Source organism: Streptomyces sp. NPDC001902 (assembly GCF_042891295.1).
In the GTDB taxonomy this organism is placed as follows: Bacteria; Actinomycetota; Actinomycetes; order Streptomycetales; family Streptomycetaceae; genus Actinacidiphila.
In genome coordinates this window covers 377652-391933 of sequence record NZ_JBIATA010000001.1, presented here as the reverse complement: position 1 = coordinate 391933, position 14282 = coordinate 377652, and the positions used below count along the sequence as shown (strand labels likewise).

Here is a 14282-nt window from a genome sequence, read left to right as displayed (position 1 = left end):
GCGCGTCGTGCGGGCGACGTACCGTGCGGCCTCGGAAGCAGGTACCGTTGAAGTCCTACGGACCGGGACTCTCATGTGAGGGCCCGTTCCACATCGTGAACGCGTGTCAAGACTCGGGGCCGTCGAGCCCCACCGTTGAGGGGGTCGAGCCAATGGGGCGCGGCCGGGCCAAGGCCAAGCAGACGAAGGTCGCCCGCCAGCTGAAGTACAACAGCGGCGGAACGGACCTTTCACGTCTGGCCGAAGAGCTGGGCGCATCGTCGACACTGCCGGTCAATCCGGAGGTACAGGAAGACGACGATGACGACGAGCTGGAAGACGACCCGTACGCACGGTACGCGGATCTCTACGGCGACGACGAGGACGACGACGAGGACGACGAGTCCCAGTCCTCCTCACAACGCCGTCGTGCTTGACGCAACACATTCCGTTCCAGCTTGACCACTGACCCGGTCCGGGCGCCGCCCGGACCGGGCTTCGTGCTGCCCCGCGCCGGTCAGCCCGCGTAGTCCCCGGTGAGCTCGACGGCCTCGGCGTGCTCGCCGCGCTCCACGACCTCGCCGGCCACCCAGGCGTCCAGGCCCCGGTCGGCCAGCGTGGTCAGCGCCGCGTCCACCGAGCCCTCGGGCACCACGGCGACCATGCCGACGCCCATGTTCAGGGTCTTCTCCAGCTCCAGCCGCTCCACGCCGCCGAGCTCGCCGACCGTGCCGAACACCGCGCCGGGCGTCCACGTCGAGCGGTCCACCGTGGCGTGCAGGTGGTCCGGGACGACCCGGGCCAGGTTGCTGGCCAGCCCGCCGCCGGTGACGTGCGAGAAGCCGTGCACCTCGGTGGTACGGGTCAGCGCCAGGCAGTCCAGCGAGTAGATCCGGGTCGGCTCCAGCAGCTCCTCGCCGAGGGTCCGGCCGAACTCCGGGACCTCCCGGTCCAGCGCCCAGCCGGCCCGCTCGAACAGCACGTGCCGGACGAGCGAGTACCCGTTGGAGTGAAGACCGGAGGACGCCATGGCGATCACAACGTCACCCTTACGGATGCGATCCGCGCCCAGCAGCCGGTCGGCCTCGACCACGCCCGTACCGGCGCCGGCGACGTCGAACTCGTCCTCGCCCAGCAGGCCCGGGTGCTCGGCCGTCTCGCCGCCGACCAGGGCGCAGCCGGCGAGCACGCAGCCCTCGGCGATGCCCTTGACGATGGCCGCGACGCGGTCCGGGAAGACCTTGCCGACGCAGATGTAGTCGGTCATGAAGAGCGGCTCGGCACCGCACACGACCAGGTCGTCGACGACCATGCCGACCAGGTCGTGGCCGATGGTGTCGTAGACGCCCATGCGGCGGGCGACGTCGACCTTGGTGCCCACGCCGTCGGTGGCGGAGGCCAGCAGGGGCCGCTCGTAACGCTTGAGCGCGGAGGCGTCGAAGAGCCCGGCGAAGCCGCCGAGACCGCCCACGACCTCCGGGCGGGTGGCCTTCTTCACCCATTCCTTCATCAGCTCGACCGCGCGGTCGCCCGCCTCGATGTCGACTCCCGCCGCGGCGTAGCTGGCACCGGTGTTCTCGGACATGGCTGTGTTGTGTCCTTGCGTCGAATGCTTACGGGCGACGGAGCGCGTCGGCGGCGTCGGGGCCGCCGGCCAGCTCGGTCTCCAGAAGGTGCTTGCCGAGCAGCTCGGGGTCCGGCAGCTCCATCGGGTACTCGCCGTCGAAGCAGGCCCGGCAGAGGTTGGGCTTGGCGATCGTGGTCGCCTCGACCATCGCGTCCAGCGAGATGTACGACAGCGAGTCCGCGTCCAGGGACTTGCAGATCTCGTCGACCGACAGGCCGTTGGCGATCAGCTCGGCGCGGGTGGCGAAGTCGATGCCGAAGAAGCACGGCCACTTGATCGGCGGCGAGGAGATCCGGATGTGGACCTCGGCGGCGCCGGCCTCGCGGAGCATCCGGACCAGCGCGCGCTGGGTGTTGCCGCGGACGATCGAGTCGTCCACGACCACCAGGCGCTTGCCCCGGATGACCTCCTTGAGCGGGTTGAGCTTCAGGCGGATGCCCAGCTGCCGGATGGTCTGCGAGGGCTGGATGAAGGTCCGGCCCACGTACGAGTTCTTCACCAGGCCCGAGCCGTACGGGATGCCGCTCGCCTCGGCGTAGCCGACCGCGGCCGGCGTGCCGGACTCCGGGGTCGGTATCACCAGATCGGCCTCGACCGGGGCCTCCTTGGCCAGCCGGCGGCCCATCTCGACCCGGGAGAGGTAGACGTTGCGGCCCGCGATGTCGGTGTCGGGGCGGGCGAGGTACACGTACTCGAAGACGCAGCCCTTGGGGCGGGCGTCGGCGAAGCGGGAGGCGCGCAGCCCGTTCTCGTCGACGGCGATCAGCTCGCCGGGCTCGATCTCGCGGATGAAGCTCGCGCCCACGATGTCCAGCGCGGCGGTCTCCGAGGCGACGACCCAGCCGCGCTCCAGGCGGCCCAGCACCAGCGGGCGGATGCCCTGCGGGTCACGGGCGGCGTAGAGCGTGTGCTCGTCCATGAAGACCAGGCTGAAGGCGCCCTTGACCTCGGGCAGCACCTGACGGGCGGCGTCCTCGACGGACAGCGGCTTGCCGTCCTCGTCCACCTGCCCGGCGAGCAGCGCCGTGACCAGGTCGGTGTCGTTGGTCGCGGCGACCCTGGTGGCCCGGCCGTTGCCCTGGGGCAGCGCGGCGACCATCTCGGCCAGCTCGACGGTGTTGACCAGGTTCCCGTTGTGGCCGAGGGCGATGGAGCCGTTGGCGGTGGCGCGGAAGGTGGGCTGGGCGTTCTCCCAGACCGAGGCGCCGGTGGTCGAGTAACGGGCATGCCCGACCGCGATGTGGCCCTGCAAGGAGCCGAGGGAGGTCTCGTCGAAGACCTGGGACACCAGGCCCATGTCCTTGAAGACCAGGATTTGGGAGCCGTTGCTCACTGCGATGCCCGCGGACTCCTGTCCGCGGTGCTGCAGGGCGTACAGCCCGAAATAGGTGAGTTTGGCGACCTCTTCGCCGGGGGCCCAGACACCGAAGACGCCGCAAGCGTCCTGGGGGCCCTTCTCGCCGGGGAGCAGGTCGTGGTTGAGTCGTCCGTCACCACGTGGCACGGCACCGAGTCTAGGGCAGGTTCCGGTGTCGTCCGAACGAGGGAACCCGACAAAAGTGCGTTCTATGCGCGTAAACCCATGGGGCGCTTGGCCGTGTGACCTTGGTCGTGCTCCCGGTCGAAGCCTGCTCAGGGGCGCAGTCCGGGGTCACGGACCATGGCGGTGAGCTCGGCCGCGGCACGCGTCGCGGCCGACGGGCGGTGCCGCACCCGCTCCCATCCCGGAACGGCGACCGCGCCGAGCCGGAGGTCGTCCAGACCCGCGACGCGGCGGACGATCAGTTCCCCGTCCGCGGTGCGGACGACACGGGTGACCTCCGCCCAGGCCACGTGCCGGGTGCGCAGATGGCGACGGACCCGCAGACCGGTGGCGTCGGCGGTGATCCGCCAGGTGATCATGGACAGCGCCTTGTCGACCAGCCACAGGCCGCCCAGGACCGGCAGCAACGCGCGCCACCAGGACCCGCCGGAGAATCCGGAGCCCAGGAACACCACCGTGCCCACCAGGAGCAGCGCGCCCGCCGTGCGGTCGCCCGCACCGGCGTGCCAATGGACGGGGCCCGCGCCGGGCTTCAGGGCCGCGGCCGCCTCGGCGACCCTGGCTTCCGCTTCCCGGCGGTGCTCAGCGTGGTCGGGCGACCCGCTCCCGGACGACGGCGCCACCCACCGCCGCGCCGGCGACTCCGTGGCACCGACCAGGAGGTCGCCGGAAGCCGTGACGGCCGCCAGCACCAGTTCCGCGCCTTCCGCCGGGAGGCCGAAGAGCACGCCCTCGCCGCTGGCCCACGCACCGGGTCCGGCCGCGCGGTAGGCCAGCACCGGTGCCCCGGCGGCATCGTCCACCGGCCGGATGACGGTCCTGCCGTCCTCGCGCCCCGCCAGCACCCGGAGCACGGGAACGGGTCCTCGGCGCACCGAGCGGGCCCGCAGCGCCGACAGCGCCCCCGACAGCAGCAGGGAGAGGCCGAGGCCGCCCGCCGTGAGCGTCAGGAGCTGCAGGCCCGTGCGGTCCTCGTACGGCTCCGCGGCGAGCCGCAGCCACTCCCCGTCGACGAGCACGGGCACCTCGGTGCCCCGGTCGTGGTCCTCCGGGAACGTCACCGCGACGCGGTGCCGCGTGCCGTCGCCGAAGCGGACGACGATGTGGTCCTCGGCACCGTTGCCGACAACGACCGCCGCGGCGCGGACGGCCGCCGCCGCGTGCGCCCGGTCCGCCCGGTCCCCGGACACGGCGGTCGCCGCGGTCACCGCCGCGACCACCATGGCCGCCACGCCGACGGCGATCCGGAGCACGCCACGCCGCACCGGCCCGGCCCGCTGCGGCACCGGGAGGGCGACTGCCCCCGCCGCCTCCAGGGCCAGGGCCCGCTGGCGGCGGCGCACCCGCAGCCGCGCGAGGACCGCGGCCCAGCTCCAGCACAGCGCGGCCACGACCACGACGTCCACGCCGCGCTCCGCGGCGCCGCCGGTCCACAGGTCCGGCCGGGTCATCCACAGCAGCAACAGCGGCGCCGACAGCGCCGCAGCTTCGGGCAGGACGAACAACCACAGGGTGTGGACGAAGAAGCCGACGGTGCCGACCGCGTCAAACCACATCGGCCCGCAGGGCGCGGCCACCGTGCAGCCGTCGTCCGCCGCGAGGGCGATCGCCGCGATCACCGCCGCCACCAGCACCGGGGCGCACCACGGCGGGCGCGCCCAGCCGGGAAGCCGTACCGCGGCCCAGCGGTGGGCGTCGGTGGAGAGCCAGGGGCGGGCCGGTGTGCCGGCCGGGGCGTTCGTCGAGGTCACCGGCGCATTATGCGGACGCCGGGACCGCCTCAGCCCAGCAGGGGGAGGTACGGGGCGAGGTCGGCGCGCTCACCGCTCGCGGAGACCGCGGCGGAGTCCAGGGCGGCGGCCCAGGACGTGCGCCCGGTGGCGAGACGGATCCAGGTGAGCGGGTCCGTCTCGACGACGTTGGGCGGGGTGCCCCGGGTGTGGCGGGGCCCGGGCACGCACTGCACGGCCGCGTACGGCGGTACGCGGACCTCGACGGAGTTGCCGGGCACCGAGACCGCGAGGGTGTCCGCGAGGAGCCGTACGACTGCGGCGACGGCCTGCCGCTCCAGGGGGACGGGCACACCCGTCGCCGCGGCGAGGTCGTCGCTGTGGACGACCAGCTCGACGAGCCGGGTCACCAGGAAGTCCGTGGACCGCATCGCGCCGAGCGTGATCGCCACCAGGCGCTCGGGCGCCACCGCCTCGTCCAGCACCCCGGCCAGGCCGCGGGCGGCCTCCTCGAGGCGGGCGGCGGCGTCGCCGGTCTCCGCGGCGGCCTCACGGGTGTCGGCGTCCAGCGGGCCGGCGATGCGCGCCGTGGAGCGCGCCCACGCGGTGAGGTCGAGGTCCGCCTTGGCCGGGGCGGGCGCGGTCACCACCCGGGCGACGGCCTCCACCTGCCGGGCGATGTGCACCACCAGCGTGTGCACGTCCCACCCCGGCAGCCCGGCGGGCGCGGCCAGTTGATCCGCCGTCAGTCCCCGTGCGACCCCCAGGACATGGGCGAGCTGGGCGGTGAGCGCCGCGCGGGTCCTGGCGGGGTCGTAGGTGCGGGCCTTGCGGGCGGTGGACGGCATGCCTGCAGCCTACGCGCGGTGCCCGGCCCGCACCCCGACCCCGGGGGTCAGGCCTGGCGCGGGCGCTCGAAGGTGAGCAGCAGCCCCTGCACGGCACCGGGGCCGATGCGGCCCTTGACGTCGGCGGAGGTGATCGCCTTGAGCTGCCAGCCGTCCTCGGCCTGCTTGTTGAGCGTCTTCTCCAGCTTGTCGTCGTCGATGGCGTCGCCTATCAGCGATTCGCGGAAGCTGACGACCTTGTACTCGTACATCGTTGACACCCCTTGTCGTACCGGTGGTTGCGGGACGCACAGTAGTACCGCCGGTCGCGGGCTACGCGGGGCGGACCGGTCCCGCCGCCCGGCAGACGAGGGTGCCGCCCTCGGTCTCGGCGGACAGCAGCACCAGTTCGGCGCCCTCGTACGGCGCCCCGAACAGCAGGGCGGGGCGCAGCGCGTCCTCCCGGGACCCGGACGGCGGCTCGGGCTCGGGGTCGACCGGACAGGAGAAGAGCGCCGTGCGGCCCGCGTGGTCGTCGGCCGCGAACACCCACGTCCGGGCGTCCTCGTCCACCCGGGTCAGCACGCGCAGCACCGGCTGCGCGCCGCGCCGCAGGGCGCCCGCCCGCACCCGGGCCACCAGGCCCACGGCGAGCAGTGCGCCGCCGGCCAGTGACAGCAGGCGGGTCTGCGGTGGGATCGCGGCCGCGCACAGCACCCCGAACGCGATCATGGCCGGCCCGCGGCGCAGCGGCGGGAGGGGCCCGGGGAGCGGAAGCCGTACGTCCTGGGCGGCGTTCGCGGCGAGCAGCCGCTGCCGGCGGTGGACGCCCTTACGGTGCCGGGCGCCGGCCCAGCACAGCAGCAGCGCGGCGACCGCGGGGAGCGCGGCCTGCGGTTCCACCCGCCAGACCAGGAGCGCGGCGAGCACCGGCGCCGACACGAGGGTCAGCCCGGGCAGTCTGAAGAGCCAGTACACCTGGACGGCGACCAGCCCGTAGTGCACCGTCCCGAACGCCCCCGGGGCCACCGCGGCCCCGAAGGCGACGGCCGCGGCCAGCGCCAGGGCGCCCCAGCGCGGGCGGGCCCACACGGCGGGGCGGCAGGCCGCCCAGCGCGCTGCGTCAAGGCCGCGCCACGGGGGCGGTTCGCCGGGGGTGTCGCGCTCGCTCACGTCTGGAGTATGAGGCCGTCCCCAACGGAGCCGGTCACCGGCCCCCGGCGAAGCGCCCCCGCGCCTGGCGGCACGGGGGCGCTTCGGGAGGGCGCGCCCGAAGGGCGCGTCGGAAGGGCGCGTCGGAAGGGCGGACGGATCAGGCCAGGAGGGCCGGGATCGTGCCCTCGTGAGCCGTACGGAGCTCGTCCAGCGGGATGCTGAACTCGCCCTGGAGCTCGACCGCGTCGCCGTCGACGACACCGATCCGCGTCGCGGGCAGACCGCGCGCACCGCACATGTCGGTGAAGCGGAGCTCCTCGCTGCGCGGCACCGAGACGACCGCCCGGCCCGCCGACTCCGAGAAGAGGAGCACGAACGGGTCGAGGCCGTCCGGCACGACCAGGCGCGCGCCGTTGCCGCCGCGCAGGCAGGACTCGACGACGGCCTGGACGAGCCCGCCGTCCGAAAGGTCGTGGGCCGCGTCGACCATGCCGTCCCGGGAGGCCGAGATGAGGATCTCGCCGAGCAGCTTCTCCCGCTCCAGGTCCACCGCCGGCGGCAGTCCGCCGAGGTGGTCGTGGATCGCCTGGGACCAGGCGGAGCCGCCCAGCTCCTCCTTGGTATCGCCCAGCAGGTAGAGCAGCTGGCCCTGGTCCTTGAAGGCGACCGGCGTGCGGCGCGTGACGTCGTCGATCACGCCCAGCACCGCCACGACGGGCGTCGGGTGGATGGCGACGTCACCGGTCTGGTTGTAGAGCGAGACGTTGCCGCCGGTGACCGGCGTGCCCAGCTCCAGGCAGCCGTCGGCCAGACCGCGGCAGGCCTCGGCGAACTGCCACATCGCGGCCGGGTCCTCGGGCGAGCCGAAGTTGAGGCAGTCGGAGACCGCCAGGGGCTTGGCGCCGGTGGTGGCGACGTTGCGGTACGCCTCGGCGAGCGCGAGCTGCGCGCCCGTGTACGGGTCGAGCTTGGCGTAGCGGCCGTTGCCGTCGGTGGCCACCGCGACGCCGAGGTTGGTGTCCTCGTCGATGCGGATCATGCCGGAGTCCTCCGGCTGCGCCAGCACGGTGTTGCCCTGCACGAAGCGGTCGTACTGGTCGGTGATCCACGCCTTGGACGCCTGGTTCGGGTGCGCGACCATCGTCAGGACCTGGGCGCGCAGCTCCTCGCCGCCCGCCGGGCGCGGCAGCTTGTTGGCGTCGTCGGCCTGGAGCGCGTCCTGCCACGCGGGGCGGGCGTAGGGGCGCTCGTACACCGGGCCCTCGTGGGCGACGGTGCGCGGCGGGACGTCGACGATCTGCTCGCCGTGCCAGAAGATCTCCAGCCGGTCGCCGTCGGTGACCTCACCGATGACGGTGGCGATCACGTCCCACTTCTCGCAGATCTCCAGGAAGCGGTCGACGTACCGCGGCTCGACGATGGCGCACATGCGCTCCTGCGACTCGCTCATGAGGATCTCCTCCGGCGAGAGCGTCGCGTCGCGCAGCGGCACGGTGTCCAGCTCCACCCGCATGCCGCCGGAGCCGGCCGAGGCCAGCTCGGAGGTGGCGCAGGACAGGCCGGCGCCGCCGAGGTCCTGGATGCCGGCGACCAGCTTCTCCTTGAAGATCTCCAGGGTGCACTCGATGAGCAGCTTCTCCTGGAAGGGGTCGCCGACCTGGACGGCGGGGCGCTTGGCCGGTCCGGAGTCGGAGAAGGTCTCCGAGGCGAGCACGGAGACGCCGCCGATGCCGTCGCCACCGGTGCGGGCGCCGTAGAGGATGACCTTGTTGCCGGCGCCGGAGGCCTTGGCCAGGTGGATGTCCTCGTGCTTCATCACGCCGACGCACAGGGCGTTGACCAGCGGGTTTCCCTGGTAGCAGGGGTCGAAGACGACCTCGCCGCCGATGTTGGGCAGGCCCAGGCAGTTGCCGTAGCCGCCGACGCCCGCGACGACGCCCGGCAGGACGCGCTTGGTGTCGGGGTGGTCCGGCGCGCCGAAGCGCAGCGGGTCCATGACGGCGACCGGGCGGGCGCCCATGGCGAGGATGTCGCGGACGATGCCGCCGACGCCGGTGGCCGCGCCCTGGTAGGGCTCGATGTACGAGGGGTGGTTGTGCGACTCGACCTTGAAGGTGACCGCGTAGCCCTGGCCGACGTCCACGACGCCGGCGTTCTCGCCGATGCCGACCAGCAGGGCGTCGTTGGCGGGGGCCTTCTCGCCGAACTGGCGCAGGTGGATCTTGCTGCTCTTGTACGAGCAGTGCTCGGACCACATGACGGAGTACATGGCGAGCTCGGCACCGGTGGGCCGGCGGCCGAGGATCTCCCGGATGCGCTCGTACTCGTCCTGCTTCAGGCCGAGTTCGGCCCACGGCTGCTCGGTGTCAGGAGTCCCGGTGGCGTGCTTGACGGAATCGAGTGTCATGACGCGTGAACCAGCTTCTTGAGGATCGAGGTGAAGAATCCGAGGCCGTCGGTGCGGCCGGTCCCGATCAGCGACTCGACCGCGTGCTCGGGGTGCGGCATGAGGCCGACGACATTGCCCGCGGCGTTGGTGATGCCGGCGATGTCCCGGAGCGAGCCATTGGGGTTCCAGTCCGCGTAGCGGAACACCACACGGCCCTCGGCCTCCAGCTCGTCGAGGACGTGCTCGTCGGCCACGTAGCGGCCGTCGATGTTCTTCAGCGGGATGCTGATCTCCTGGCCCTGCTCGTAATCGGCCGTCCAGGACGTCGAGTTGTTCTCGACACGCAGCTTCTGGTCCCTGCAGATGAAGTGCAGGTGATTGTTGCGCAGCATGGCACCCGGCAGCAGATGCGTCTCGGTGAGCACCTGGAAGCCGTTGCAGATACCCAGGACCGGAAGACCGTCCTTGGCGCCGGCGATGATCGACTCCATCACGGGCGAGAAGCGGGAAATCGCCCCGGCCCGGAGATAGTCGCCGTAACTGAATCCACCGGGCAGGACGACGGCGTCCACCTGGTGGAGATCCTTGTCACGGTGCCACAGCGGCACCGGCTCGGCGCCGGCGACGCGGACCGCGCGCTGGGTGTCCCGGTCGTCGAGCGTCCCGGGGAAGGTGACGACACCGATGCGTGCGGTCACGACTCCACCTTCACGGTGAAGTCCTCGATCACTGTGTTGGCGAGGAAGGTCTCGGCCATCTTGCGGATACGGGCGAGGGCGGCGTCGTCGACCGGCCCCTCCAGTTCGAGCTCAAAACGCTTGCCCTGGCGGACGTCGGCGATTCCCTCGAACCCGAGGCGCGGCAGCGCTCGCTGCACCGCCTGGCCCTGGGGGTCGAGGATCTCCGGCTTGAGCATGACGTCGACTACGACGCGTGCCACGGTCACTCCCGGTGGTGTGCTGCGGTGAGATGTCCCCACCGTACCCCGCCGAAAAATCTACGCGGGTAGATATTCCAGAATGGTCACGGAATATCCCCCCGCCGGATTGCCCTCGGGACACCCGGAGGAATTGGCCGATCGGTTGCGGCGAAAAAATGCGGACCGGTAAATGGAAAAGCATTGACCCCGACCCTGGGGCTTCGATACAACAACGGGGCCAACGCAGTCCCCAGGCCTTCTCCATTGAAAGGACCGGCATCCATGGCGCAGCGCGTAGTGGTCACGCTCTCCGACGACCTCGACGGCGGTGAAGCGGCGGAAACGGTCACTTTCGGCCTCGACGGGAAGTCGTACGAGATCGACCTGTCCGCCGGCAACGCCGAGAAGCTGCGGGAGGCCCTCGCGCCGTACGTCGAAGCAGGGCGCCGCCGCAACCGGCTCGGCAAGGCCTACAAGCACACCTCGCTCGCCCCCGACCCGGCCGCCGTGCGCGCCTGGGCGCTCTCCCGGGGCTTCGACGTGCCGCCGCGCGGCCGTATCCCCAAGAAGCTCTACGAGGCGTACGCCGAGGCCAGCTGATCCGCCGCCGGGCCCCTGCCGGACGGGCCGGGGCCCCGCCCGGGAATCACCCGGAAGAAGCGATTGGACAGCCACCCCCGTTGATCCGCTAGAGTCTGGAGCACGCCGAGGGCGGGCCGAAAGGCCGAGACCCCCGGGCCACGCGGGTGTAGTTCAGTAGCAGAACATCCCTCTTCCAGGGGGAAGGCGCAGTGTGCGATTCCTGTCACCCGCTCTGATTGCTCGACCGGTCCTGAGGATCGGGTAGGGTAGTCGCCGTGCGGACGTGGCTCAGTTGGTAGAGCATCACCTTGCCAAGGTGAGGGTCGCGAGTTCGAATCTCGTCGTCCGCTCTTGAGGGAAGGCCCCGGTCGGATCACCGACCGGGGCCTTCTTCGTGCTCCCGGCACCGGTCGGTGTGACGGTGGCCACAGGGCGGAACGCCCGAACTCCCCTGACCGCGGGCGGCGATCGCCCCCGCCCGCCGCCCCTCCCGCGCCCCGGGACCCGCCCGCACCGGGCGCCCACGGGGGCCGCGACGGCTCTGGGGCACGCCGTGGAACCGGAGTTGGCCGGCCGGCCGGGAACGCCGGCGGGGACCGCCCGGAGGTCCCTGACCAGGCCCTCGTCGCTGCCGTGCCCCCGTCGCGTGCGCCGCGGGACACGACGCGGGGAACCCGCCGCGCCAGGGTGTGTGCCCAAGGCCCCCGGCGTTGGCTATAGTGGATGACGCACCGCACGGGAACGCGCGGAGCAGGCGGACGTAGCTCAGTTGGTAGAGCGCAACCTTGCCAAGGTTGAGGTCGCGAGTTCGAGCCTCGTCGTCCGCTCAAGAGAAGGCTCCGGTCGTGACGACCGGGGCCTTCGGTGTTCCTGGGACGGCTGGGCCGTCCGCCGTCGCCGCGGCTGCCGCACTGCCCGCCGGACGGAGGACCGGCGGGCAGTGCGGGCCGTGGCGGACTACCAGCTGAGGCCGGTGAGCCGCTCGTACGCCTCGATGTACTTGGCGCGGGTCTGCTCGACCACGTGCTCCGGCAGGGGCGGCGGGGGCTGCTCGCTGCGGCGGTCCCAGCCGGACGCGGCGGAGGTCAGCCAGTCGCGGACGAACTGCTTGTCGTAGGAGGGCTGGGCGTGGCCCGGCTCCCACAGCTCGGCGGGCCAGAAGCGCGACGAGTCCGGGGTCAGCACCTCGTCGGCGATGGTCAGCACCTCGCCGTCGAAGCCGAACTCGAACTTGGTGTCCGCCAGGAGGATGCCGCGCTCGCGGGCGATGTCCCGGGCCCGGCCGTAGACCGCGAGGGTGCTCTGGCGCAGCTGCGCCGCGGTGTCGGCACCGACCCGGCGGGCGACCTCCTCGTAGCTGACGTTCTCGTCGTGCTCGCCGACCTCGGCCTTGGTGGCCGGGGTGAAGATCGGCGCGGGCAGCTCGGAGCCGTCCACCAGGCCCTCGGGCAGGGTCACCCCGCACACCGTGCGGTCGGTGTCGTACTCGAGCAGGCCGGATCCGGCCAGGTAGCCGCGCGCCACGCACTCGACGGGGATCATGTCCAGCGGCTTGCAGACCGTCGTCCGCCCCTCCCAGTCGGCGGGGGCGCCCTCGGGGAGCTCGGTGGACAGCACGTGGTGCGGCACCAGGTCCGCGATCTGGTCGAACCACCACAGCGACAACCGGGTCAGGACGCGGCCCTTGTCCGGGATCTCGGTGGGCAGCACCCAGTCGTACGCGGACATCCGGTCGCTGGCCACCATCACCAGCTCCCCTGCCTCGTTCTGGTACAGCTCGCGCACCTTGCCGGTGTGCAGGTGCACCAGGCCCGGCACTTGCGCGGGCTCGGGCTTGTGGACGAATCCGGACATGGGTCCTCCCCGATCGGCGGTTCGGTTCCCGATTCTCCCGTACGTGCGCCCGGCGGGCGCGACGCGGGGGTCAGCCGTGCTTGCAGATGTGGTCCAGGAGGTTGGCGGTGGCGCGCTGGACACGGGGGTCGACGTGGCCCGGACGGTCCAGCGCCGGGGACCAGGCGAAGGTGCCGGAGGCGAAGACCAGGGCCCCGCCGGGCGCCCGGTACAGCGAGGTCTCCTGGTGCGCTCTGCGGCCCGCCGAGTCCTCGTACGGGGAGTGGGCGAGCAGGATCCGCTCCATGTAGTCGGGCAGCGGCGTGCGCGGGAAGTAACGGTCCGCCTCGCCCGCGACCAGGCCGGGGATCTCGTCGCCCTCCTCGGCGCCGGTGGCCTCCCACAGCCAGTGGCCGGCGTTCCGCACCACCAGCGGGGACGGTTCGGGCACCCGGCCGGAGTACTGCACGCCGATCAGCAGCTGTTCGGGCTCGCCCATGTCACGCCACAGGGCGCTGCGGCCCGGCGGGTGGCCGCGGCGCTTGCGGCAGCTGAGCAGCCGGTCCGGGTCGCCGGACGGGGAGGGGCCCAGCTCGGTCTGCCAGTACATGGTGTTGGCCGACAGGAAGACCAGCGAGGTGCCGCCGTCCCGGGCCGCCTCGACGGCGCGCCGCATGGGGACCGTCCAGTACTCGTCGTGACCGGGGAAGACCATGCCCCGGTAGCGCGAAGGATCGATCCGCCCCGCGTGCAGGTCGCGCGCGTCGGCGTAGGCCAGGTCGTAGCCGTAGCGCTCGGCCCAGCGGATGAAGTCGTAGGCGTGGCCGACGTGCAGCGGGAGCCCGGCGCCCGCGTACGGGCGGTCGAAGGAGACGGTGACCGCGGCCTCCTCCTCGCCCAGCAGGCGGCCCTTCTCGTCCCAGGCGTGGTAGAGGCTGGCACCCGTGCGGCCGTCCTCGGGGTAGAGGTTGTACGCCTGCCAGGTGACGTCGGGCAGCAGCAGGAGCAGATCGGCCGGCCGGTCGTCGCGCACGGTGAACGGGATGTGGCTGCGGTAGCCGTCCTGCGTGGTGAGGACGGCGACGTAGGCGCCGGACTTCCAGTACGAGGGCACCTGCAGCCGCCAGGACTGCCACCAGTGGTGACAGGAGACGGTGCGCCCGGCGGCGAGCGGCGTCGGCTGCACGATCCCCGACAGCCGGGGGCTCGAGGTGAACTGGGCGGCGCCGTCGCCGCCGTAGTGCCCGATCCGGTAGACGTCGATGCCGTAGCTCTGCGGCGGGTCGACGGTGATGCGGAAGTCGATGGCGTCGCCGGGGGCCACGGAGGCGCCCGGCGCGAAGCCCTTGATCTGGCACCGCACGTCGTCCGCGGCGCGCGGGCCTGGCACGCGGGGCGTGCGCCCCACGGCGTCGCCCGGCAGACCCCCGGGCTCCCCGCGGCTGGCGGCCAGGTCGACGTACCACGGCACGACCTGGCCGGTGTCGTCCAGATACTGCACCGCGCCACGCAGCCACGGCACCGGGCCCTGCCCGAAGGGGTCGGTGACCCCGTGCGCCAGTGCCCCGGACTGCCAGCGGCGGACCTGCTCCTTCACCACGATGGTCCCCTCCTCGTCGTCCCCCGAGGTGGTGTGCGTGTGCGCACATCCAGCACATCACACAATGCGCTGCCTTGGTTACTGTTCGTGGTGCATTA

Annotated in this window: 13 protein-coding genes and 3 tRNA genes; 5 read left to right on the top strand and 11 right to left on the bottom strand. The window is 72.5% G+C overall.

The window, feature by feature from the left end:
- The first annotated feature begins 47 nt into the window (after nt 1-47).
- Nucleotides 48-416 (top strand): DUF3073 domain-containing protein, encoded by a 369-nt coding sequence (locus tag ACFYYN_RS01855; protein ID WP_499512619.1) that lies wholly within the window; start codon nt 48-50, stop codon nt 414-416.
- 80 nt (nt 417-496) lie between these two features.
- Here the strand turns inward: ACFYYN_RS01855 and purM are convergent, their stop codons facing one another.
- The 9 genes from purM to purS form a co-directional block, all read right to left on the bottom strand.
- Nucleotides 497-1564, bottom strand: coding sequence for a phosphoribosylformylglycinamidine cyclo-ligase (purM, locus tag ACFYYN_RS01850; protein WP_500544322.1), 1068 nt, complete (start codon nt 1562-1564; stop codon nt 497-499).
- Nucleotides 1565-1592: 28 nt separating this feature from the next.
- On the bottom strand, nt 1593-3110 hold the full coding sequence (purF, locus tag ACFYYN_RS01845; protein ID WP_499512621.1) for an amidophosphoribosyltransferase: 1518 nt from the start codon (nt 3108-3110) through the stop codon (nt 1593-1595).
- A gap of 128 nt (nt 3111-3238) precedes the next feature.
- Complete coding sequence (locus ACFYYN_RS01840) at nt 3239-4900, bottom strand: hypothetical protein (protein WP_500544321.1); 1662 nt, start codon at nt 4898-4900, stop codon at nt 3239-3241.
- 29 nt (nt 4901-4929) lie between these two features.
- A complete protein-coding gene (locus ACFYYN_RS01835; RefSeq protein WP_500544320.1) occupies nt 4930-5727 on the bottom strand; it encodes a maleylpyruvate isomerase family mycothiol-dependent enzyme in 798 nt (265 codons plus the stop codon).
- A 47-nt stretch (nt 5728-5774) separates the two neighbouring features.
- Complete coding sequence (locus ACFYYN_RS01830; protein WP_500322608.1) at nt 5775-5978, bottom strand: DUF4177 domain-containing protein; 204 nt, start codon at nt 5976-5978, stop codon at nt 5775-5777.
- A 61-nt stretch (nt 5979-6039) separates the two neighbouring features.
- Nucleotides 6040-6879, bottom strand: a complete 840-nt coding sequence (locus ACFYYN_RS01825; protein ID WP_500544319.1) for a hypothetical protein — start codon at nt 6877-6879, stop codon at nt 6040-6042.
- Between the two features lie 139 nt (nt 6880-7018).
- Nucleotides 7019-9268, bottom strand: coding sequence for a phosphoribosylformylglycinamidine synthase subunit PurL (gene purL, locus ACFYYN_RS01820; protein ID WP_500544318.1), 2250 nt, complete (start codon nt 9266-9268; stop codon nt 7019-7021).
- Nucleotides 9265-9948: a phosphoribosylformylglycinamidine synthase subunit PurQ gene (gene purQ / locus ACFYYN_RS01815; protein WP_499512626.1), complete on the bottom strand. Its 684-nt coding sequence runs from the start codon at nt 9946-9948 to the stop codon at nt 9265-9267. The genes purL and purQ overlap by 4 nt, the downstream gene beginning before the upstream one ends.
- Entirely contained in the window at nt 9945-10190 is a 246-nt protein-coding gene (purS, locus tag ACFYYN_RS01810) for a phosphoribosylformylglycinamidine synthase subunit PurS (RefSeq protein ID WP_026250862.1), read from the bottom strand. The genes purQ and purS overlap by 4 nt, the downstream gene beginning before the upstream one ends.
- 261 nt (nt 10191-10451) lie before the next feature.
- Here purS and ACFYYN_RS01805 point away from each other — a divergent pair, with 261 nt between their 5' ends.
- The 4 genes from ACFYYN_RS01805 to ACFYYN_RS01790 all read left to right on the top strand — a co-directional run bounded on the left by ACFYYN_RS01805 (nt 10452) and on the right by ACFYYN_RS01790 (nt 11578).
- Nucleotides 10452-10769 carry a histone-like nucleoid-structuring protein Lsr2 gene (locus ACFYYN_RS01805; protein ID WP_500322604.1) on the top strand — a complete coding sequence of 106 codons (318 nt, stop codon included), beginning with the start codon at nt 10452-10454 and terminating at the stop codon, nt 10767-10769.
- A gap of 142 nt (nt 10770-10911) precedes the next feature.
- Nucleotides 10912-10983 (top strand) — tRNA-Gly (locus ACFYYN_RS01800).
- A 45-nt stretch (nt 10984-11028) separates the two neighbouring features.
- Nucleotides 11029-11101: transfer RNA gene (locus ACFYYN_RS01795), tRNA-Gly, on the top strand.
- Nucleotides 11102-11505: 404 nt separating this feature from the next.
- Nucleotides 11506-11578, top strand: a tRNA-Gly gene (locus ACFYYN_RS01790).
- A 130-nt stretch (nt 11579-11708) separates the two neighbouring features.
- Here ACFYYN_RS01790 and ACFYYN_RS01785 read toward each other — a convergent pair.
- Both ACFYYN_RS01785 and ACFYYN_RS01780 read right to left on the bottom strand, forming a co-directional pair.
- A complete protein-coding gene (locus ACFYYN_RS01785; protein WP_500544317.1) occupies nt 11709-12605 on the bottom strand; it encodes a phosphoribosylaminoimidazolesuccinocarboxamide synthase in 897 nt (298 codons plus the stop codon).
- A gap of 70 nt (nt 12606-12675) precedes the next feature.
- Nucleotides 12676-14184 carry a N,N-dimethylformamidase beta subunit family domain-containing protein gene (locus ACFYYN_RS01780; protein ID WP_500322602.1) on the bottom strand — a complete coding sequence of 503 codons (1509 nt, stop codon included), beginning with the start codon at nt 14182-14184 and terminating at the stop codon, nt 12676-12678.
- Nucleotides 14185-14282: the final 98 nt, after the last annotated feature.

Bases quoted from the DNA above. Each gene is read 5' to 3' on its own strand.
- ACFYYN_RS01785 (WP_500544317.1), bottom strand. From the start codon at position 12,605: ATGTCCGGATTCGTCCACAAGCCCGAGCCCGCGCAAGTGCCGGGCCTG.
- ACFYYN_RS01835 (WP_500544320.1), bottom strand. From the start codon at position 5,727: ATGCCGTCCACCGCCCGCAAGGCCCGCACCTACGACCCCGCCAGGACC.
- purM (WP_500544322.1), bottom strand. From the start codon at position 1,564: ATGTCCGAGAACACCGGTGCCAGCTACGCCGCGGCGGGAGTCGACATC.
- ACFYYN_RS01830 (WP_500322608.1), bottom strand. From the start codon at position 5,978: ATGTACGAGTACAAGGTCGTCAGCTTCCGCGAATCGCTGATAGGCGAC.
- purL (WP_500544318.1), bottom strand. From the start codon at position 9,268: ATGACACTCGATTCCGTCAAGCACGCCACCGGGACTCCTGACACCGAG.
- ACFYYN_RS01805 (WP_500322604.1), top strand. From the start codon at position 10,452: ATGGCGCAGCGCGTAGTGGTCACGCTCTCCGACGACCTCGACGGCGGT.